This window comes from Leptothrix ochracea (assembly GCF_041083635.1).
Taxonomy (GTDB): Bacteria; Pseudomonadota; Gammaproteobacteria; order Burkholderiales; family Burkholderiaceae_C; genus Sphaerotilus; species Sphaerotilus ochraceus.
This window is the reverse complement of sequence record NZ_JBFPHB010000005.1, coordinates 173,333-192,945: the sequence shown is the minus strand read 5'-3', so window position 1 is coordinate 192,945 and position 19,613 is coordinate 173,333. Positions and strand designations below refer to the sequence as shown.

17 protein-coding genes and 1 pseudogene are annotated in these 19,613 nt (G+C 57.2%); 15 read left to right on the top strand and 3 right to left on the bottom strand.

Features of this window, described 5'->3' with window-relative positions; all coding sequences use genetic code 11:
- Window positions 1-54: 54 nt before the first annotated feature.
- Window positions 55-1,041, bottom strand: a complete 987-nt coding sequence (locus tag AB3X39_RS02375) for a malate dehydrogenase (RefSeq protein ID WP_369415747.1) — start codon at window positions 1,039-1,041, stop codon at window positions 55-57.
- Between the two features lie 200 nt (window positions 1,042-1,241).
- Here AB3X39_RS02375 and AB3X39_RS02370 point away from each other — a divergent pair, with 200 nt between their 5' ends.
- The 8 genes from AB3X39_RS02370 (at window position 1,242) to AB3X39_RS02335 (ending at window position 8,575) form a co-directional block, all read left to right on the top strand.
- The gene (locus tag AB3X39_RS02370; protein WP_369415746.1) at window positions 1,242-2,012 is read left to right on the top strand and encodes a GntR family transcriptional regulator; all 771 of its coding nucleotides are present in this window, start codon (window positions 1,242-1,244) and stop codon (window positions 2,010-2,012) included.
- 105 nt (window positions 2,013-2,117) lie between these two features.
- Window positions 2,118-2,528: a succinate dehydrogenase, cytochrome b556 subunit gene (sdhC, locus tag AB3X39_RS02365; RefSeq protein ID WP_369415745.1), complete on the top strand. Its 411-nt coding sequence runs from the start codon at window positions 2,118-2,120 to the stop codon at window positions 2,526-2,528.
- A 60-nt stretch (window positions 2,529-2,588) separates the two neighbouring features.
- Window positions 2,589-2,951, top strand: coding sequence for a succinate dehydrogenase, hydrophobic membrane anchor protein (gene sdhD / locus AB3X39_RS02360; protein WP_369415744.1), 363 nt, complete (start codon window positions 2,589-2,591; stop codon window positions 2,949-2,951).
- Window positions 2,951-4,759 carry a succinate dehydrogenase flavoprotein subunit gene (gene sdhA, locus AB3X39_RS02355; RefSeq protein WP_369415743.1) on the top strand — a complete coding sequence of 603 codons (1,809 nt, stop codon included), beginning with the start codon at window positions 2,951-2,953 and terminating at the stop codon, window positions 4,757-4,759. Before sdhD ends, sdhA begins: the two co-directional genes overlap by 1 nt.
- A gap of 22 nt (window positions 4,760-4,781) precedes the next feature.
- Window positions 4,782-5,489, top strand: coding sequence for a succinate dehydrogenase iron-sulfur subunit (locus AB3X39_RS02350; RefSeq protein ID WP_369415742.1), 708 nt, complete (start codon window positions 4,782-4,784; stop codon window positions 5,487-5,489).
- Between the two features lie 85 nt (window positions 5,490-5,574).
- Window positions 5,575-5,841 (top strand): FAD assembly factor SdhE, encoded by a 267-nt coding sequence (locus AB3X39_RS02345; RefSeq protein ID WP_369415741.1) that lies wholly within the window; start codon window positions 5,575-5,577, stop codon window positions 5,839-5,841.
- Between the two features lie 43 nt (window positions 5,842-5,884).
- Entirely contained in the window at window positions 5,885-7,195 is a 1,311-nt protein-coding gene (gltA, locus tag AB3X39_RS02340) for a citrate synthase (protein WP_369415782.1), read from the top strand.
- Between the two features lie 99 nt (window positions 7,196-7,294).
- Window positions 7,295-8,575, top strand: a complete 1,281-nt coding sequence (locus AB3X39_RS02335) for a putative Na+/H+ antiporter (protein WP_369415740.1) — start codon at window positions 7,295-7,297, stop codon at window positions 8,573-8,575.
- Window positions 8,576-8,614: 39 nt separating this feature from the next.
- On the opposite strand, the gene AB3X39_RS02330 is transcribed toward AB3X39_RS02335, so the two are convergent.
- Window positions 8,615-9,280, bottom strand: coding sequence for an HNH endonuclease family protein (locus AB3X39_RS02330; protein ID WP_369415739.1), 666 nt, complete (start codon window positions 9,278-9,280; stop codon window positions 8,615-8,617).
- Entirely contained in the window at window positions 9,277-10,581 is a 1,305-nt protein-coding gene (locus AB3X39_RS02325) for an AAA family ATPase (RefSeq protein ID WP_369415738.1), read from the bottom strand. Before AB3X39_RS02325 ends, AB3X39_RS02330 begins: the two co-directional genes overlap by 4 nt.
- Window positions 10,582-11,166: 585 nt before the next feature.
- Between AB3X39_RS02325 and AB3X39_RS02320 the strand changes: the two are divergent.
- The 7 genes and pseudogenes from AB3X39_RS02320 to AB3X39_RS02290 form a co-directional block, all read left to right on the top strand.
- Window positions 11,167-11,493: pseudogene (locus AB3X39_RS02320) on the top strand (SNF2-related protein); the annotation flags it as partial.
- Between the two features lie 136 nt (window positions 11,494-11,629).
- The gene (locus AB3X39_RS02315) at window positions 11,630-13,336 is read left to right on the top strand and encodes an ATP-dependent nuclease (protein WP_369415737.1); all 1,707 of its coding nucleotides are present in this window, start codon (window positions 11,630-11,632) and stop codon (window positions 13,334-13,336) included.
- On the top strand, window positions 13,323-14,198 hold the full coding sequence (locus tag AB3X39_RS02310; protein WP_369415736.1) for a DNA adenine methylase: 876 nt from the start codon (window positions 13,323-13,325) through the stop codon (window positions 14,196-14,198). The genes AB3X39_RS02315 and AB3X39_RS02310 overlap by 14 nt, the downstream gene beginning before the upstream one ends.
- Before the next feature lie 140 nt (window positions 14,199-14,338).
- Window positions 14,339-16,045: a site-specific DNA-methyltransferase gene (locus AB3X39_RS02305; protein WP_369415781.1), complete on the top strand. Its 1,707-nt coding sequence runs from the start codon at window positions 14,339-14,341 to the stop codon at window positions 16,043-16,045.
- Window positions 16,042-16,560: an ATPase gene (locus AB3X39_RS02300; protein WP_369415735.1), complete on the top strand. Its 519-nt coding sequence runs from the start codon at window positions 16,042-16,044 to the stop codon at window positions 16,558-16,560. Before AB3X39_RS02305 ends, AB3X39_RS02300 begins: the two co-directional genes overlap by 4 nt.
- Complete coding sequence (locus AB3X39_RS02295) at window positions 16,557-16,745, top strand: hypothetical protein (protein WP_369415734.1); 189 nt, start codon at window positions 16,557-16,559, stop codon at window positions 16,743-16,745. The genes AB3X39_RS02300 and AB3X39_RS02295 overlap by 4 nt, the downstream gene beginning before the upstream one ends.
- Complete coding sequence (locus AB3X39_RS02290) at window positions 16,742-19,483, top strand: DEAD/DEAH box helicase (protein ID WP_369415733.1); 2,742 nt, start codon at window positions 16,742-16,744, stop codon at window positions 19,481-19,483. The genes AB3X39_RS02295 and AB3X39_RS02290 overlap by 4 nt, the downstream gene beginning before the upstream one ends.
- Window positions 19,484-19,613 lie beyond the last annotated feature (130 nt).

The following is a 19,613-nucleotide window of genomic DNA, read 5'->3' as shown; positions in this document are numbered from 1 at the left end:
TTCAGACAATCAACAAAAAGCCTTCAAGAAGCCTTGGAAAGGCGGCACGGCGGCTTAGAGCAGATGCTTGACGCCGTCTTTTTCGCCTTCGAGCTCGGCCAGCGTCTTGTTGATGCATTCTTGGCTGAAAGCGTCGATCGGCAGGCCTTCGACCAGCTTGTATTCGCCGCCTTCGCAGGTGACGGGGTAGCCGAACATGGTATCAGCCGGGATGCCGTATTCGCCTTTCGAAGGCACACCCATGGTGACCCAAGCGCCGTTGGTGCCCAAGGCCCAGTCGCGCATGTGGTCGATGGCCGCGTTGGCGGCCGAAGCGGCCGACGACACGCCACGAGCGGCGATGATGGCTGCGCCACGCTTGCCCACGGTCGGCAGGAACACATCACGGTTCCAAGCTTCGTCGTTGATCATGTCCTTGACCGAAGCGCCGTCGATGGTCGCAAAGCGGTAGTCGGCGTACATGGTCGGCGAGTGGTTGCCCCACACGGCCAGCTTTTGGATCGCCGACACCGGCTTGCCCGTCTTGGCCGCGATTTGCGAGGCAGCGCGGTTGTGGTCCAGACGCAGCATGGCGGTGAAGTTCTTGGCCGGCAGATCCGGCGCCGACTTCATGGCGATGTAGGCGTTGGTGTTGGCGGGGTTGCCGACGACCAAGACCTTGACATTGCGCGAAGCCACGGCGTTCAGGGCCTTGCCTTGAGCAGTGAAGATCTGGGCGTTGGCGGCCAGCAGATCAGCACGCTCCATGCCCGGGCCACGCGGACGCGCACCGACCAGCAGGGCGTAGTCGGTGTCCTTGAAGGCTTGCATCGGGTCGCTGTGAGCTTCGATGCCGGCCAGCAGTGGGAAGGCGCAGTCTTCGAGCTCCATGATCACGCCCTTCAGGGCTTCTTGAGCCTTCTCCATCGGCACTTCCAGCAACTGGAGGATGACGGGTTGGTCCTTGCCCAGCATTTCGCCAGAGGCGATGCGGAACAACAGGGCGTAACCGATCTGACCTGCGGCGCCAGTGACGGCCACGCGAACGGGGGACTTGCTCATGAGGAGGCTCCAAGAAGGAAACAAGGAAACAAGGAAAAAATCGGGGGCAGTCTAGGGGTTCACCCGGTGGGATGTCAATAGTCTTATGTCTTATATAAGATGTCATGTAGGATATATGTGCTGGCCGATCATCGGCTGTGCTGCAATCACCCTTGATGCCGATGCCTGCTTCGCCCTCTCTTCTCGTTCAGAATGCGTCGATGTCCTCGGATATCGCGTCTGCGCCGATGTTGTCGGATGCCGCCGAGCCCGCGCCAGCGTTCAGTCCGCTTTATCAGCAAATCAAGGCGTTGATTCTGCGCGGTTTGCAGGATTCGGAGTGGCGTCCGGGGGAAGCGATTCCGAGTGAGTTTGAATTGGCGGCGCGCTTCAAGGTCAGCCAAGGCACGGTGCGCAAGGCCATCGACGAGTTGGCCGCCGAGAACCTCTTGGTGCGTCGCCAAGGCAAAGGCACTTTCGTGGCCACCCACAGCGAGGCGCATACCCAGTATCGGTTTTTGCGCTTGCAGCCCGACGATAGGGCGTTGGGCCCCTCGATGGATCGCCATTTCCTCGATTGCCGTCGGGTGCGTGCTCCGGCGGATGTGGCTCGGGTGTTGGGGCTACGCTCGGGGGATGCGGCCGTGCAAGTGCGGCGTACTTTGTCCAGTGGCGGTATGCCGGTGGTGTTGGATGACATCTGGTTGCCAGGGGCTTTGTTCAAGGGGCTGAGCCTTGAGCGGCTGGAGGCTTTCCCAGGCCCGCTGTATGGTTTTTTTGAATCGGAATTCGGTGTGCGCATGATCCGCGCCGAAGAACAGATCCGCGCTGTGGCGGCTGACGCTGACAGTGCTGTGTTGCTGGGCCTGAGCGAGGGGACGCCCTTGTTGAGTGTCGAGCGGCTCTCGATGACCTATGGTGACAAGCCGGTGGAATGGCGGCGCGGCTTATACAACACCTCGCGGCATTTCTATCGCAATGACCTCAGCTGAAAGAAGCAGGATTCGTGATCCTTTCTCGGGTCAGTCTCGGGTCAGGGTTCTCCCTTGTCCTTGAAATAAAATCGTTCGGTTTCACACCCATTACAAAGGTGCTTCATGGCAGACACAAGCAAGCGGCAGCGCCCGGTCTTTCGCAATATCAATATTTTCGATCTGCGTCACTATCGTCTGCCTTTGGCGGGCATCGTCTCGATCTTGCACCGCGTCAGCGGCGCAATGATGTTCCTGTTGATGCCGTTCATCGTTTGGATGTTCGACACCACCTTGACCTCTGAGGTTTCGTTCGCACAGTTTTCGCATGCGTTCGAGGGTTTCTTTGTCAAGTTGATCTGTTTTGCGCTCACTTGGGCTTATTTGCTCCACTTCATCGCTGGCGTGCGCCATCTGTGGATGGACCTCACCCATAGCGTCAGCAAGGAGCAGGGCCAAAGCTCGGCCATCGTCACGTTGGCGTTGAGCTTGGGGCTGACCGTGGTGCTCGGTGCCAAGTTGTTCGGCCTGATCTGATGCATCCCTGATGCCTTTCTGACTTATTCCAACGTTGCTCTCTCAAGGTTGACTTTCACCATGTCCAAAAATTTTGGCTCCCAGCGCATCGTCGTCGGTGCCCATTACGGGTTGCGTGACTGGCTGTCGCAGCGCGTCACCGCCATTCTGATGGCCTTGTTCACCCTGGTGGTGCTGGCTCAAGTGTTGTTTGGCCCCGCCATGGGCTATGACCGTTGGGCCGCCATTTTCTCGGCGCAGTGGATGAAGGTGCTGACCTTCGTCACGATCTTGGCGCTGTTGCAGCACGCTTGGGTCGGCATCCGCGACATCTGGATGGATTACATCAAGCCGGTCGGTCTGCGCTTGGCGTTGCATGTGTTTTCGATCGTGTGGCTCGTCGGCTGTGCCGGCTGGGCGGTGCAAGTTCTCTGGAGGCTCTGATGGCTGTTGGTTCTACTCTGCCGCGTCGCAAGTTCGACGTGGTCATCGTCGGTGCCGGTGGCTCCGGCATGCGCGCATCCCTGCAATTGGCCCGCGCGGGTCTGAGCGTGGCGGTGCTCTCCAAAGTCTTCCCAACCCGTTCGCACACCGTGGCGGCGCAGGGTGGGATCGGTGCTTCGCTTGGCAACATGAGCGAAGACAACTGGCACTACCACTTCTACGACACCATCAAGGGCTCGGACTGGCTGGGTGACCAAGACGCCATCGAGTTCATGTGCCGTGAAGCCACCAAGGTGGTGTACGAGCTTGAACACTTCGGCATGCCGTTCGACCGCAACGCCGACGGCACGATTTATCAGCGTCCGTTCGGCGGCCACACCGCCAACTATGGTGAAAAGCCGGTGCAACGCGCCTGCGCAGCTGCTGACCGCACGGGTCACGCGATGCTGCACACGCTGTATCAGCAAAACGTCAAGGCCAAGACCAACTTCTTCGTCGAGTGGATGGCGCTGGACTTGATCCGCGACGCGGACGGCGATGTGTTGGGTGTCACCGCGCTGGAAATGGAAACCGGGGAGGTCTACGTCCTCGAAGCCAAGACCACGCTGCTGGCCACCGGCGGCGCAGGGCGGATCTACGCTGCTTCGACCAACGCCTTCATCAACACCGGCGACGGTCTGGGCATGGCGGCACGCGCCGGCTTGCCGCTGCAAGACATGGAGTTTTGGCAGTTCCACCCCACGGGGGTGCACAACGCTGGCGTGTTGCTGACCGAAGGTTGCCGGGGCGAAGGCGCGATTTTGCGCAACGTCAACGGCGAGCGCTTCATGGAGCGTTACGCCCCGACCTTGAAGGATCTGGCCCCGCGTGACTTCGTGTCGCGCTGCATGGACCAAGAAATCAAGGAAGGTCGCGGCTGTGGTCCGAACAAGGACTACATCAACCTCGACATGACTCACTTGGGTGGCGACACCATCTTGAAGCGCCTGCCGTCGGTGTTTGAGATCGGTCACAACTTCGCCAACGTCGATATCACCAAGGAGCCGATCCCGGTGGTGCCGACGATTCACTACCAGATGGGCGGTATCCCGACGGGCATCACCGGCCAAGTGGTGGTACCGAAAGGCGACGACTACAAGAGCGTGGTGAACGGTCTCTACGCCGTGGGCGAATGCTCCTGCGTGTCGGTGCACGGCGCCAACCGCTTGGGCACCAACTCGCTGCTCGACTTGCTGGTCTTTGGCCGTGCTGCGGGCAATCACATCGTTGAAAGCCTCAAGGACGGCGCCAAGGCACACAAGCCCTTGCCCAAAGATGCGGCGGATGCATCGCTGGCGCGTTTGGCGCGCCTCGACAGCAGCACCCAAGGCGAATACTCGCAAGACGTGGCCGGCGATATGCGCGCCGCCATGCAGCAGCACGCCGGTGTGTTCCGCACCCAGGCCGTGATGGACGCTGGTGTGGTGAAGATCAATGCCTTGCGTGAACGCGTGGCAGCCATCACCTTGAAGGACAAGTCCAAGGTGTTCAACACCGCGCGTATCGAAGCGCTCGAAGTGGACAACCTGATGGAAGCCGCTCAAGCCACCATGACCTCGGCTGCTGCCCGTCATGAGTGCCGTGGTGCCCACACCGTCAAGGACTACGAACGCGGTGCAGACGATGCGCAGTTCCCCTTGGGGCGTAACGACGCTGAGTGGATGAAGCACACCCTTTGGGACAGTGCCACCAACTCGCTGTCGTACAAGCCGGTCAACCTGAAGCCGCTGACAGTGGATTCGGTGCCGCCCAAGGTCCGTACCTTCTAAGAAGCGCCACGAGGAGAAACACATGGCTCAAAAGCGCACTTTCCAAATTTATCGCTACGACCCCGATAAAGACGCCAAGCCCTACATGCAGTCCATCGAGGTTGAACTCGACGGCAACGAGCGCATGTTGCTGGACGCCCTGATCAAGCTCAAGGCGGTCGATCCGACCCTGTCGTTCCGCCGTTCGTGCCGTGAAGGCGTGTGCGGCTCTGACGCGATGAACATCAACGGCAAGAACGGTCTGGCCTGTTTGACCAACATGCGCGATCTGCCGGGCGTGGTGGTGTTGAAGCCGCTGCCGGGTCTGCCGGTCATCCGCGATCTGATCGTGGACATGACGCAGTTCTTCAAGCAGTACCACTCGATCAAGCCGTACTTGGTCAACGACACGCCGCCGCCGGAGAAGGAACGCCTCCAGTCGCCCGAAGCGCGTGAAGAGATCAACGGCCTGTACGAGTGCATCCTGTGCGCCAGCTGCTCCACCAGCTGCCCGAGCTTTTGGTGGAATCCCGACAAATTCGTCGGTCCGGCCGGTTTGTTGCAGGCGTATCGCTTCATCGCCGACAGCCGTGACGAAGACACCGCTGGCCGGCTCGATAATCTCGAAGATCCGTACCGTTTGTTCCGCTGCCACACCATCATGAATTGCGTCGATGTCTGCCCGAAGGGTTTGAACCCCACCAAGGCCATCGGCAAGATCAAGGAACTGATGATTCGCCGCGCTGTTTAAACCACACGCCCGACCCTTTGCCCCAACTTGGCGCACCCGGTGCACGCACTCGGTGCGCTAGGGTCAGCCCCTTGCAAGACCATCCATGGACACTCTCCTAGACGCAAATGCTTTAAGCCGGCTTAAGTGGCGTTGTCGTCGGGGCATGCTGGAAAATGATCTGTTCATCGAGCGGTTTTTCCAGCGTTACGCATCGACGCTGACCCAAGGGCAGGCTCTTGGCATCGAGTCCCTGATGGACTTGGCTGATAACGATTTGCTGGACCTGTTGATGGGTCGCCAAGAGCTCCAAGGCGATCTTGATCAAGCAGCGGTACGAGATGTGCTTGCCTTGATGCGCCAGCGCCCTTAAAGGGCTTTAGCTTGAATTCAACTCCTGAGGAACCTGCCACATGATGACCCTCTCTGACGTCAAGGCCACACTGTCGTTTTCCGACGGTAGCGCCGCCATGGATCTGCCCGTTTACAAGGGCACGATCGGTCCGGACGTGATCGATATTCGCAAGCTTTACGCCCAGACCGGCAAGTTCACCTACGACCCGGGCTTTCTGAGCACCGCGTCGTGCCAATCGACCATCACCTACATCGATGGCGACAAGGGTGAACTGCTCTATCGCGGCTACCCGATCGATCAGCTCGCCGTCAACTGCGACTACCTCGATACCTGCTACTTGCTGCTCAAGGGCGAATTGCCCAATCAAACCCAGCGCGACGAGTTCCATTCGCGAGTGATCAACCACACGATGGTTCACGAGCAGATGCAGTTCTTCCTGCGTGGCTTCCGTCGTGATGCGCACCCGATGGCTGTGTTGACCGGTTTGGTCGGTGCTCTGTCGGCCTTCTATCACGACAGCACCGACATCAATAACCCCGAACACCGCGAAATCGCCGCGATCCGCTTGATCGCCAAGATGCCGACCCTGGTCTCGATGGCCTACAAGTACGGTGTCGGCCAGCCGTTCATCTACCCGAAGAACGACCTGTCCTACGCTGGCAACTTCCTGCGCATGATGTTCGCCACCCCGTGCGAAGAGTACAAGGTGAACCCGGTGATCGAGCGCGCGCTCGACCGCATCTTCATCCTGCACGCTGATCACGAACAAAACGCCTCGACCTCGACGGTGCGTCTGTGTGGCTCGTCGGGCACCAACCCGTTTGCCGCCATCGCCGCTGGCGTAGCCTGCCTGTGGGGCCCGGCTCACGGCGGCGCCAACGAAGCCTGCCTGAACATGCTGGAAGACATCCAGCAAATGGGCGGTGTGGCCAAGGTGGGCGAGTTCATGAACAAGGTGAAGGACAAGAACAGCGGCGTCAAGCTGATGGGCTTCGGTCACCGCGTCTACAAGAACTACGACCCGCGCGCCAAGCTGATGCAAGAAACCTGCAACGAGGTCTTGGCTGAACTGGGTCTGGAAAACGATCCGCTGTTCAAGCTGGCCAAGGAGCTGGAAAAGATCGCGCTGGAAGACGAATACTTCGTGTCGCGCAAGCTCTACCCGAACGTGGACTTCTACTCCGGCATCGTGCAGCGCGCCATCGGCATCCCGGTGAACCTGTTCACCGGCATCTTCGCCTTGGCTCGCACCGTTGGCTGGATCGCCCAGCTGAATGAAATGATCTCGGACCCGGAATACAAGATCGGCCGTCCGCGTCAACTCTTCTCTGGCGCTGCGCCGCGCAACGTCAAGCCGGTCGGCGAACGCTGATCGCGCTTCTGATGTGATCTGATCACGCCGTAGCGTCGATGCCAAACCCCCGCAGCGTTAAGCTGCGGGGGTTTTTCTTTTGGACTCGTTGTCTCCGCCATGCCCACCCTCATCGAAATCATCGGCGCGGCCCTGTTCGGGGTGGCGGTGTTGCACACCTTCTCGACCAAGGCCTTCGAGCGACTGGCGCATGTGCGCCCGCAACACGCCGGCCTGTTCCATCTGTTGGGCGAGGTCGAAGTGGTGTTCGGTTTTTGGGCCATGGTGCTGATGGCGCTGATGCTCGGGGTGATGGGCCATGACGCCACCATCCACTACATCGACACGCGCAATTTCACCGAGCCGATGTTCGTCTTTGCCATCATGGTGATTGCGGGCAGCCGCCCGATCGGTCATCTGGCGTTGACGGGGGTGCAGTTGGTGGCGCGGGCTTTGCCGTTCTTGCCCGGCAGCATGGCGTTCTACATCGTGGCCCTGAGCGTCGTGCCGCTGCTGGGCTCCTTCATCACTGAGCCTGCCGCCATGACGCTGGCCGCCGTGTTGTTGCGTGACCGGGTCTATCACCAGCCGCTTCAACCGCTTTCCACCCGCTTGAAATACGCCACCTTGGGCGTGTTGTTCGTCAACGTTTCCATTGGTGGGCTGCTCACCCCCTATGCCGCGCCACCCGTGCTGATGGTGGCCAAGGCCTGGGGTTGGGATCTGTCGTTCATGCTCGTGACCTTTGGCTGGAAGGTTGCCTTGGCCGTGAGCCTCAACGCTGTGGCAGCGGCGGTGCTGTTTCGGCATGAACTGGCGGCCATGCGCCCACCCGAACCCAGCGTGCAGTCAAGCCAGTTTCAGCACGGCATGCCATGGATCGTGCCGGCGGTTCATGCTCTGTTGTTGGCCGGGGTGGTGGTTTTCTCCCATCACCCGGCGATCTTCATGGGGCTGTTGCTGTTCTTCCTCGGCTTTGCCCAAGCCTACGCGCGCTATCAAGACCGCTTGATCCTGCGTGAAGGCCTGTTGGTGGCCTTCTTTCTTGCCGGGCTGGTGGTGCTGGGCGGGCAGCAGCAATGGTGGCTGGAAGCGCTTCTGGGCCGCATGGACGCCCAAGGCGTTTACATCGGGGCCACCTTGCTCACCGCCATCACCGACAACGCCGCCTTGACCTACCTCGGCTCCCTCGTCCCCGGCCTGAGCCTCGATTTCAAGATCGCCCTGGTGGCCGGAGCCGTCACCGGCGGCGGCCTCACCGTCATCGCCAACGCCCCCAACCCTGCGGGCTTCGCCATCCTGCGCGACCGCTTCGACGACGGCGCCATCCACCCCTTGGGCCTTCTCCTCGCCGCCTTGCCACCCACCTTGATGGCGGTGGTGGCGTTCAGGGGGTTGTGAGGCCCACCAGAGCAGACCAGCAACCGTGGCACGCATGCATCACGCCACCACCACCTCCTCCTCCTGAAGGGCTGCTCGTTCAATTTCCCGAGCCAGAAAAGGGGCACGCTTGTGCAAATGGGCTTGGCTAACGTCGCCTCGGAGGAACGCTTCTGCATATTCCTCGCGCAGCTTCAGACATTCATAGTCATTGAGCTTGAGGCGGTCGATGGTGGTTTGAACCTTTTGGGCCATGTCCGGTGGCAGGTTAGGGTCGGGGATCACTTGATACCCGATCAGCTCTAAACGAAACCAGCCGTCGTCGATCTCGAAGGGATCGAGCACATCCTGATAGTCGTTTTTGCGGCTGTTCATCAGCGAGCATGCCAATCGGTAGTTGCGCCATTCGTAGATGTCGAGCCAGTCAACCGATTTGGGCAGCATGTGGTCTACCGATGCCGCCCCAGTCACGCGTTCAATGTAGAAGCTCATATAAGCGCAGACGCGGCCATAAGCGGCGAGGAGCTCAGGCAGAGCTGCTGTCCAGATGGGAGGAAACTTGTCGGCGGGTATGGCGTCTTCGGATACCGCTATCACGGCCCTCGGTCTACCCGGACGCTTGGGCAAACCGGGGGCACCGACCATCTCGGCAATCGCCCGTCGGCCGGGCTGCCGGACCTTGCCGTCAAAGTCTTCAGGCTCGGGGGCTGGCGCTACCCGGATCATGCGCGGCCCGCTAGTTGGTCACGGAACTGACTCCAGCGAATCCAGAATGCATCCACATCGCTCAGGCTTGCCCGAAGTTTGTTGTCAATGTCTTGCAATTGCTGCCTTTGCGGGTCGGTCAGTGCGTGTTGCGTCAGCGCCACCGTGCGTAGAAAACCACGGGCCAAGCCCAGTGCTTCTTCTGCCTGCACTGAAACCGGCTCCTTCAGGTTGAACACCTCAGAAGCCAGCCAAGCATTCACATCCCCTTTGCGTGACCAAGGGTAGAGGTGCGCATGCACTTCACCATCGATCAGGTCAAAGTCCCAAATGCAGTCGTTCTCCGGGTTGAAGCTGGGTTCAACAGAGGCCAGCACCAAAGGGGAATGCGTGGCAGCCAGCAACTGGACGGGTACGCTGCGGGCGCCGGTCAGGGCGTCCATCACGTTCAGCAGGGCGGGGACGATGCGTCGTTGCCACTGTGGATGAAGGTGACACTCGATCTCGTCGATCAGGAAGATCACTTCTCGTGCTGGATCCACACGAAAACGCTCGCAGGCCAGTTGATGCTCACGCCAAGTCCACACCAGCAGATACGCCAACGCGGCAATTCGGCGCATACCGGCTGAAGCGTGAATCAAAGGCACGTCTTGGCCGTATGGCATGCGCAGTGATGGGAAATCCCTGACGCTGTCGCCGACGCGCATGGGGGTGCCGGGTTGGACTTTTTCGACGCCTGATGGCGAAAGGGCATCCAGCACCTTGACCAAGTCATCGAAGGCCGGCTTCCTCCCTTCCTGCCACAACACCCAGTCATGCAGCAGCCCATTGCACAACTGCGTCTTGCCATCGCTGGCTTGCAGGCCGTTCCAGACGTTTTCGGGGGTGAAGTCAAAGCTGCGGGGGCGGTTGGGCGTTGCAGTTTCACGTTTGTCGCTTTTCCAGTCGTTGCGAGCCGGATCCCAGACCGAGAAACTGCCATCGACGCCGGCATAGATCACCACGCCGGGGACGGCTGGACGCCCTTGGCTGATCGCCCATTGTTGAGCTTGATGATCGAATGGGCGCGTGTCTGCGTAGTCGTCAGGGGCACCTTTGCTGCCCATGTAGCTGTAGCCAATGCTGGACTCATCCGCTGCATCTTGGCGAGGCGCTGCCATGACGCCGCGTGCCCATGTACGCGTCAGCGCCCACCAAGCCATGTCGAGCACGAAGCTCTTGCCCAAGCCGTTGTCTCCAGTCAGGAAGTTCAGACGAGGCTTGAAGTGGATGAGCAGCCGCTGAGCCGGGCCGACACCTGTCAGCGTGAGTTGGTTCAACATGCGCGTTGTTCTCCGAGGATCACGGTTTTGTTGATGGCGATCCAAGCATCCATCACATGCTGGCGCACTTCGCTGCCCGGCTCGTGTGCTTCGATGGGCATCTGGTTCTATGGTTGGTTTGACGGTTGGCCGGGCATCATACGTGCCTGCAAACGGGTTTAAGAACGATGCCACAGCGCCCAGCCCATGCCCCCCGGGCGACAGTGGTGGCGTTCAGGGGGTTGTGAGGCGGCCCACCAGAGCAAACTGCCTGCGCAACAGGGCAAAGCGCTGACCCAGTGCCCCCAAGCGCACAAAGCTTGCCCCCAATACCCTTGTGCTTGGTCCCCATTCGCCTGACTTTTGCCTGCAAGCAGGACGCGCTTGCCCCCAAGCGTGGAAACCTTGCATCCCATGCGCATGACTTTTGCCCCCAAGCACGGCAAGTTAGTGGGCAAGTACCCCGGTCTTGCACCCAATGCGTGCTGTGATAACGGGCAAGCAGCTGAGGCTTGCCCCCAAGAACACATGGAATGGCTGCGGAGTTGGGTGCAAAATCTTGATCATGTGCCGGTCTGGGAAGAAATAAAGAGAGGATCGCCGTTGATAACGCAGCACCAAAGCCAGTACTACGCGTGGCTTCTGACAAGACGAACAGCGGGTGATACGGTGGAGTCGCTTGCATCCACGCTGGTGGACTCGCAAGTTGATCTCAATCCCCATCAGGTTGAGGCTGCGCTCTTTGCTTGCAGTAATCCCCTTTCGCGTGGTGTCATCCTCGCGGACGAGGTTGGGCTCGGGAAGACCATCGAGGCCGGGCTGGTCATCTCGCAGCGTTGGGCCGAGCGCCGTCGCCGCATCCTGATCATCGTTCCTGCCAATTTGCGCAAGCAGTGGCACCAGGAGTTGCAGGACAAGTTCAGCTTGCAGGGGCGCTGCTGCCCGATACTATTGAGGCTGCGCGCAACGACTTAATCGATTAATTAGAAGTGCAGCTTCAGAACCAAATCGATGAAGAAAATTCATTCATGATTGAGTGAAAATTTCAATAAACCATGAGGGACGCATCATGACAAAGACACAACTCAAAAAAATAACAATTGAGAAATTTCGCGCACTGAATAATGTAGAAATTGAGTTTGCCGATTACATAACAGTCATTTGTGGGAAGAATGGCACCTCAAAGTCTTCTATTCTTGGGGTTGCAGCACAAATTTTCAGCTTTGAAAAAAACTACCTCAAAGACGAAGACTTGCTGTACTCAGAGATCGCAGGCGGAAATTTCAAGTCCCAATACAGTGACCATTTTCGGATTTCAGAGCGATTTGATCCACCGGGATCAATGAAGGTCAGTATTGATCTCTTCGATGGATACACCGAACAGAGTGCAACCGCGACCCTCCAACTCGACAAGAGAGGGAGTGTACCTCGACCTGTGGTTCGCAAAAACAGTACAGCCCCCACATCGAACGAAGCCAGCAGAAACTTCACGCACCCAGTCATTTTCTTGAGCTTGAAGCGGCTCTTTCCGATTGCGGCACGAAAATACTCAGTCGGGGACTATGAATACCTCAACGCTCATAAAGGCGAGTTCATCGTCCTTACCAACGAACTTCTAAATCGTCAATCCTCCCAAGCCACTGGTACCAGTGGCACCATCACTTCTGCCGTGGCTCACGGTGACAACTATGACCATGAGTCGGTCTCTGCAGGCGAGGACAATGCCGGACAAATCATCATGGCCTTGATGTCGTTCAAAAAACTCAAAGAAGACTACGTTGATTACAAAGGTGGGCTGCTGTTGATTGATGAAGCCGATGCTGGCTTGTTTCCGACGGCGCAAATCAATCTCTTGAAAATTCTAGGCCGTGAGTGCAGGAAGCTCGATTTGCAAGTGGTTATGACATCGCATTCGCCAGTTATGATCGAATATGCATTTGAACAGAGCCAGCACAAGCACAGCAGAAAATTCAAGACGGTTTATCTGAGTAATACACACGGTGCCGTTCAGGTAATGCATGATTGGTCTTGGGCAAGAATCAGTGCAGACATACATACGAAAACTTTAAATGCAGGATCAAAGACGGCTCTGCCGTACGTCAATGTTTATTTTGAAGACAAAGAGGCAGAGAACTTTTTTGATGCACTGATGAATAGACAGCCAGTTAAGAAATTCATCACCTCAATGTCGGAGGTGACTCTTGGTTGTGATAATTACCTTAATCTAATTAAGAAAAATGTGCCCGAGTTTGCAGAGAAGAGTGTGATTTGTCTTGATTCAGATGCGTATTCACATGTCAAGGGTAAAAGCTTTAAAACAGTCGTTTTGTTGCCCGGCAAATTACCACCGGATCAACTAATTTTCCAACATCTATACAATCTTCCTGTTGAAGATATTTTTTGGAAAAATGAATTGCAATTTACTCGTGATGTTTTCACCAATGATGCACGCGAAACAATCAATGAACTGAAAATTACAGGAACTAAAGTTGATCTCGGTGAACGTATCAAGGTATACAAAGGCACATTGATCACACGTGATATTTTCAAGAATTTCTACAAAGGCAATGAGATTCAAAAAGTACTGGGATGCGGAGCCAAACCTTACAGCGCATGGAAGCATTGGATCGAAAGCAACCCTAAGTTGGCCAATGACTTTTTGGAGCAATTTAAGGCCACAATCTATGGTGTGATGAAAAACGCTTACGCCGTTGACGATGCCAAGCTCACAGCGTTGGAAGTCAATTTGAAGAAGGTGCCCCATGTTCTCAAATAGGCTCTACAGCCCACTGCGCTATCCTGGCGGCAAAGCGCCTTTTGCGCCCTTCATTGCCAAGGTGATGGAGGTCAATGGCGTTGTGGGTGGTCATTACCTAGAACCTTACGCGGGCGGTGCTGGGGTCGCGCTGGATTTGCTTTTTCAAGGGCGCGCGAGCCACATTCACATCAATGATGCCGACCCGGCTGTATACGCGTTTTGGGTGTCTGTGACAAAGCATCCCGATGAATTGATTGGGTTACTGGCGTCCACCCCCATCACCATCGACGAATGGTTTAAGTGGCGGTCTGTACTTCGTGAGGACTGCAACGCCAGCCTAGTCGAGAAGGGCTTTGCCACGCTGTTCATGAACAGAACCAACCGCTCGGGGATTCTGAAGGCGGGCGTCATTGGCGGCAAGGGCCAAGAAGGCGCCTACAAGCTGGATGCACGTTTCAAGAAAGACGTGATTTCGGCGCGTATTATTGCCGTTGCCAAACGAGCGAAAGACATCACGGTGTACAGCGAAGACGCGCTGGCATTGTTGAAGCGCTGTAAAGAGTTTCTGCCTAAAGAATCCCTGATCTATCTTGACCCCCCTTATTACTTTAAGGGCAAGGGCTTGTACCGCAACTATTACGAGCACGATGATCATGTTTCAATTGCTGAAACCATCAAGGCCAAAGGCTTCGAGCGGCATTGGATTGTATCGTATGACAATGCCGATGAAATACGTGCAATGTATCAACTGATCAGTGAAAAAACCTACTGCCTCAACTACACAGCGCAACGGCGCTATGTGGGCAATGAGGTTATGTTTTTCAGCGATGACCTGGTGGTTCCAGACGAGAACATCCCTCAGACTAAAAAAGCGGCTTGATATCCATTGACTTGGTATTTTGATGCCACTCGGCTGCTCGTCTAATTACCTCGAATTAGGTAGAGTTGACGCACGACGGTTGATTCTTGTCGCAGCCTGCGCGTTTTGAGATGTTATTGATCGCTATTTTTAATGACTGTATGCCCAAACAAAAACTCGAACTCACCTGGATCGGCAAGGAAAAGCGCCCCAAGCTAGAGCCGCGCATCCTTCTCGAAGATCCGGACAAGTCATACCACGCCAAGCACCGGGTTTCTGAACAAGATATCTTCGATAACCGCTTGATCTTCGGTGACAACTTGTTGGCACTGAAAGCCTTGGAGCAGGATTTCACCGGCAAGGTGAAATGCGTTTTCATCGACCCGCCATATAACACTGGAAGCGCGTTCACGCATTATGACGACGGGCTGGAACACTCGATCTGGCTTGGGCTGATGCGTGATCGTCTGGAAATAATTCGGCAATTGATGTCGGAGGATGGTTCGTTGTGGATCACAATTGACGACAATGAAGCGCACTATCTCAAAGTAATGTGTGATGAGGTTTTTGGTCGTGCGAATTTTGTGGCAAATGTTTTGTGGCAAAAAAGGTTTGCACCAAACAGTACGGCTCAATACATTTCCGACTCACATGATCATGTACTTTTGTACGCAAAATACAAATCATGCTGGCAGAGAAAATTATTGCCAAGAGATGAAAAGCACAATCAGAGCTACAAAAATCCAGATAATGACCCAAGAGGTCCTTGGACATCAGGAGATATGTCAGCAAGAAACGCATACTCCGCAGGCATTTATCCAATCACTGGACCTTCTGGTAGATTAATACCAGGGCCACCAAAGGGTATGTATTGGCGCGTCTCATTCGATAAGTTCCGGGCGCTTGATAACGACGGTCGAATATGGTGGGGAAAAGGTGGTGATAACGTACCTAGGATTAAGCGTTTCCTCAATGAAGTTATGGATGGCGTAGTACCTCAGTCCATCTGGCCCCACGATGAAGTTGGGCACACACAAGAAGCAAAAAAAGAGGTTATTGCCGTTGTTCCACCAGAAGTAGATGTATTTCAAACGCCGAAACCTGAGAGACTAATTAAGAGAATATTGGATCTTTCGACCAACCCAGGCGATTTGGTATTGGATTCCTTTGCTGGCTCCGGCACAACAGGCGCGGTGGCGCACAAGATGGGCCGGCGCTGGATCATGGTCGAGTTGGGCGGGCATTGCCATACGCATGTCATCCCGCGCCTGAAGAAGGTCATCGATGGCGAGGACAAGGGTGGTGTGACCGAGGCGACTGGGTGGCAGGGCGGCGGGGGCTTTCGCTATTACAAGCTCGCGCCTAGCCTGATCGTCAACGACCGCTGGGGCAACCCGGTCATCAACCCGGAATACAACGCTGCGCAGTTGGCTGAGGCACTGGCCAAGTTGGAGGGCTTCAGTTACGCCCCGTCTGAGGCGCAATGGTGGCAGCACGGTCATTCAAGCGAGCGCGATTTCATTTATGTCACGACTCAGAACCTGTCGGCCGAGCAATTGCAAGCGTTGTCGGATGAGGTCGGTGGCGATCAAAGCCTGCTGGTGTGCTGTGCGGCCTTCCACGGCGTTACGGCGGCGGCGGGATCACAGCGTTGGCCGAACCTGACGCTCAAGAAGATCCCGAAGATGGTGCTGGCCCGTTGTGAGTGGGGCCATGACGATTACAGCCTCAATGTGAGCAACCTGCCTCTCTCAGCACCCTCATCCCCGGCCCCTCTCCCGCCTACGGGTGAGGGGAGCAGCGGTCAGCGCAAGAAGGCTGCTGCGGCCCAAGCCGGGCAGGGTGGCTTGTTTGGGGACGAGGCGTGAGCAAGAAGGTCATCATCATCGCTGGGCCGAATGGCGCGGGGAAGACGACGTTCGCCCGATCCTTCCTGCCTGCCGAGGCGCATTGCCCGCGCTTCATCAATGCCGACCTGATCGCTGCCGGCTTGGCACCCTTTGCACCAGAAACAGCCGCCATCAAGGCCGGGCGTCTGATGTTGCAAGAAATTGCGGAATGCACTGAGCACGGTGACAGCTTTGCGGTGGAGACCACCCTCTCGGGGCTGATGTATCTACGCCATATTCGCCAGTGGCGACAACTCGGCTATCACGTTAGCCTGTTCTTCTTGGCCCTGCCTTCAGCCGATGTGGCCGTGGCTCGGGTGGCTGAACGTGTCAAGCAGGGCGGTCACCATATTCCTGAAGACGTGATTCGTCGGCGCTTTGCCGCTGGACGCGATCATTTTGACCATCATTACCGCGCTGTTGTGCATGCTTGGGCGCTGTACGACAACAGCAGCGCTACACCAGCTTTGCTGGCATGGGGAGAAAATGAATGACTCAGCAAGAACTGTCACAAGCCAAAGATCCGGATCTGCGTACCTCGTTGCAGGCCATGTTGCGTGCCGCTGAGCTGGCGCGTAAGACGGCGATGCAGACGGACACGGACATCGTGATCGTCGAGAACCAGCAAATCGTGCGCCTGTCCGCCCATAAGCTTCAGCAGCAGGACAAGCCAGCATGAATGCACGCGTTCAAAACGCTGTCACGGGCCGGTTGTCTCTGCGTCCGCCGCAGGCTGAATCTCTGGCGAAGTTGGTGCGTGCGCTTGATGCTGCCCCCAGTTTGCTCGGCCACGAACAAGAGGTTGCGGCCATTCTGGCCACACTGAAAGCTGAGTTCCCCACGCTTGAAGACTTCGAGCGTGAATTCCCCTCGCTGTGCTTTTCGCTGGCGACGGGTGTCGGCAAGACCCGTCTGATGGGGGCGTTCATCGCCTACTTGCATCTGGCGCATGGCATCAACAACTTCTTTGTGCTGGCCCCGAACCTGACGATCTACAACAAGCTGATCGCCGACTTCACGCCCAACACGCCCAAGTACGTCTTCAAGGGGATCGCCGAGTTCGCTCAGCAGCCACCGCTGATCATCACGGGCGACAACTACGACCAAACCGGTGCGGTTGTTCAAGATCAGACGATGGGCTTTGCCCATGATGTACGCATCAACATTTTCAACATCTCCAAGATCAACTCCGAAGTGCGTGGTGGCAAAGAGCCGCGCATCAAGCGGATGAAGGAAGTGCTGGGCGACAGCTACTTCAACCATCTGGCGAATTTGCCGGACCTCGTGCTGCTGATGGACGAGTCGCACCGCTACCGGGCCAGCGCCGGAGTGCGGTCTATCAACGAACTGAAGCCCTTGTTTGGCCTTGAGGTCACGGCCACCCCGTTCGTGGAATCCACGCGTGGCCCTGTGCCGTTCAAGAACGTGGTGATGGACTACCCATTGGCACGGGCGATGGAAGACGGCTTCGTCAAAGAGCCCGCCGCCGTGACTCAGCGCAACTTCGATGCCAAGGCTCACACGCCCGAGGAGATTGAGAAGATCAAGCTGGAAGACGGCATTCGCCTGCACGAAACCACCAAGGTCGAGCTGCTGACTTACTCCCGTGAGAACCGCATCAAGGTGGTGAAGCCCTTCATGCTGGTGATTGCGCGGGACACCACCCACGCCGCGCAGCTCAAGGCGCTGATCGAATCCACGGCTTTCTATGAGGGACGCTACGCGGACAAGGTGATCCAGGTGGATTCCAGCCGCACCGGGGCTGAAGAAGAGGCCATGATCGCTAGGCTCCTTGCGGTGGAAAGCGTGGACGAGCCGACTGAGATCGTTATTCACGTCAACATGCTCAAAGAGGGCTGGGACGTGACCAACCTCTACACCATCGTGCCGTTGCGTGCAGCCAATGCGCGCACGCTGATCGAGCAATCCATTGGTCGCGGGCTGCGGCTGCCCTATGGCAAACGGACAGGCGTGGCAGCGGTTGATCGTCTCAACATCGTCGCGCACGACAAGTTTCAGGAAATCATTGATGAAGCCAACCGGGGCGATTCACCGATCAGGCTGAAACAGGTGATCCTCGAAGCGCCGAGCGCTGATGACAAGAAAGTGAGCGTCCAGGTCGGCTCGGGGGCGATGACGCGCCTGGGGCTTGCCGATGTGCTGGCCCTCACCCCCGACCTCTCTCACGCCACCGCTCCTGAACGTGGGCGAGGGGAGTCGTTCACACCGGTGTTCGCCACGGCGAGCGAGCGCCAAGCCGCCCGCGTTGTGATGGACGTCATCGGCAAGTACGAGGTCAAGCGCGATCTCGTCCCGACCAGCGGCGCACTGCTTAACGCAGACGTGCAGGCTGCGATCCTGGCTGAGGTGACCGAGCGGTTGAAACCTGCCCAAGGTGACTTGCTGGCGGATGCCGACGACGGGATGCCTGCACTTGACCTCTCGGCCGTGGTGGCCAAGACCACTGAGATCGTCGTCCAGCAAACCATCGACATTCCCCGCATCGCGGTGGTGCCCACAGGTGAAGTCACCACGGGCTTCCACCCGTTCAAGCTGGGCACGCTGCCCAATTTCCAGCCGGGTCAGCGCGAAATCGTGGGGCAGGAGCTGCGCACCAATCGCCAGTTCACCATGAGCCGTGAGGCCGGCATCAGGGAGCAACGGTTCGAGGACTACATCGTCAAGAAGTTGATTGACTTCGACGACATCGACTACTTCACGCAGGCTGCGTTGCTGTACGACTTGGCCGGTCAGGCCGTCGCCCATTACCAAGCGCAGAACTATTCAGACAACGAACTGCACGAGGTTTTTGATACTTACAGCGCAGAGCTGGCTCGGCTGATCCGAGCGGAAATGATGGCGCACTTCTGGGAGGAAGCGACCGAGTACGAAGTCCAAGTCAGCCGTGGTTTCACGGAACTGAAAGCCTGCAACTACACCGCCGTTGCAGGCCAGACCGCGCATCACTACCGGGAAACCGTCACCGAGCTGGGCCGCATCAAGCAAATGTTGTTCGGCGGCTTTGCGCGCTGTCTGTACCCGTTGCAGAAGTTCGACTCTGATACCGAACGGCGATTCGCGGTCATCTTGGAGCGGGACGCCTTGAAATGGTTCAAGCCTGCCAAGGGTCAGTTCCAGATTTACTACAAGCTGGGCACGGAGCAGCCGGAATACGTTCCCGACTTTGTGGCTGAGACGGATTCAAGGATCTTGATGGTCGAAACCAAGGCAAGAATCGACATCGATACCCAAGACGTGCAAGCCAAGGCCACCGCAGCGGCCCGTTGGTGCATGCATGCGTCAAACCATGCGGTATCGGTGGGCAGCAAGCCTTGGCGTTACCTACTGGTTCCGCACGACGAGATCACCGAATCGAGACGGCTCGTCGATTTTTTGCGGTTCGAAGTCAAGGGGTGATGTAAAAAACCGAGCGGCATCCCCCTTTAGGGGGTATCCAGCTGCCAACTATTTTGCGATGTGTCCCTCTTTGGAGGGGGTGCATGTGAGCAAGTTGTTTCCGAGAATGAAGTCACCTTCAACCACTTCT

What these genes read in the sequence shown, in the direction of transcription:
- AB3X39_RS02310 (WP_369415736.1), top strand. Translation starts at nt 13,323, where the DNA reads ATGTTCTCAAATAGGCTCTACAGCCCACTGCGCTATCCTGGCGGCAAA.
- AB3X39_RS02305 (WP_369415781.1), top strand. Translation starts at nt 14,339, where the DNA reads ATGCCCAAACAAAAACTCGAACTCACCTGGATCGGCAAGGAAAAGCGC.
- AB3X39_RS02350 (WP_369415742.1), top strand. Translation starts at nt 4,782, where the DNA reads ATGGCTCAAAAGCGCACTTTCCAAATTTATCGCTACGACCCCGATAAA.
- AB3X39_RS02290 (WP_369415733.1), top strand. Translation starts at nt 16,742, where the DNA reads ATGAATGCACGCGTTCAAAACGCTGTCACGGGCCGGTTGTCTCTGCGT.
- gltA (WP_369415782.1), top strand. Translation starts at nt 5,885, where the DNA reads ATGACCCTCTCTGACGTCAAGGCCACACTGTCGTTTTCCGACGGTAGC.
- AB3X39_RS02335 (WP_369415740.1), top strand. Translation starts at nt 7,295, where the DNA reads ATGCCCACCCTCATCGAAATCATCGGCGCGGCCCTGTTCGGGGTGGCG.
- AB3X39_RS02315 (WP_369415737.1), top strand. Translation starts at nt 11,630, where the DNA reads ATGACAAAGACACAACTCAAAAAAATAACAATTGAGAAATTTCGCGCA.
- AB3X39_RS02370 (WP_369415746.1), top strand. Translation starts at nt 1,242, where the DNA reads ATGTCCTCGGATATCGCGTCTGCGCCGATGTTGTCGGATGCCGCCGAG.
- sdhC (WP_369415745.1), top strand. Translation starts at nt 2,118, where the DNA reads ATGGCAGACACAAGCAAGCGGCAGCGCCCGGTCTTTCGCAATATCAAT.
- sdhA (WP_369415743.1), top strand. Translation starts at nt 2,951, where the DNA reads ATGGCTGTTGGTTCTACTCTGCCGCGTCGCAAGTTCGACGTGGTCATC.
- AB3X39_RS02345 (WP_369415741.1), top strand. Translation starts at nt 5,575, where the DNA reads ATGGACACTCTCCTAGACGCAAATGCTTTAAGCCGGCTTAAGTGGCGT.
- AB3X39_RS02295 (WP_369415734.1), top strand. Translation starts at nt 16,557, where the DNA reads ATGACTCAGCAAGAACTGTCACAAGCCAAAGATCCGGATCTGCGTACC.
- sdhD (WP_369415744.1), top strand. Translation starts at nt 2,589, where the DNA reads ATGTCCAAAAATTTTGGCTCCCAGCGCATCGTCGTCGGTGCCCATTAC.
- AB3X39_RS02325 (WP_369415738.1), bottom strand. Translation starts at nt 10,581, where the DNA reads ATGTTGAACCAACTCACGCTGACAGGTGTCGGCCCGGCTCAGCGGCTG.
- AB3X39_RS02375 (WP_369415747.1), bottom strand. Translation starts at nt 1,041, where the DNA reads ATGAGCAAGTCCCCCGTTCGCGTGGCCGTCACTGGCGCCGCAGGTCAG.
- AB3X39_RS02330 (WP_369415739.1), bottom strand. Translation starts at nt 9,280, where the DNA reads ATGATCCGGGTAGCGCCAGCCCCCGAGCCTGAAGACTTTGACGGCAAG.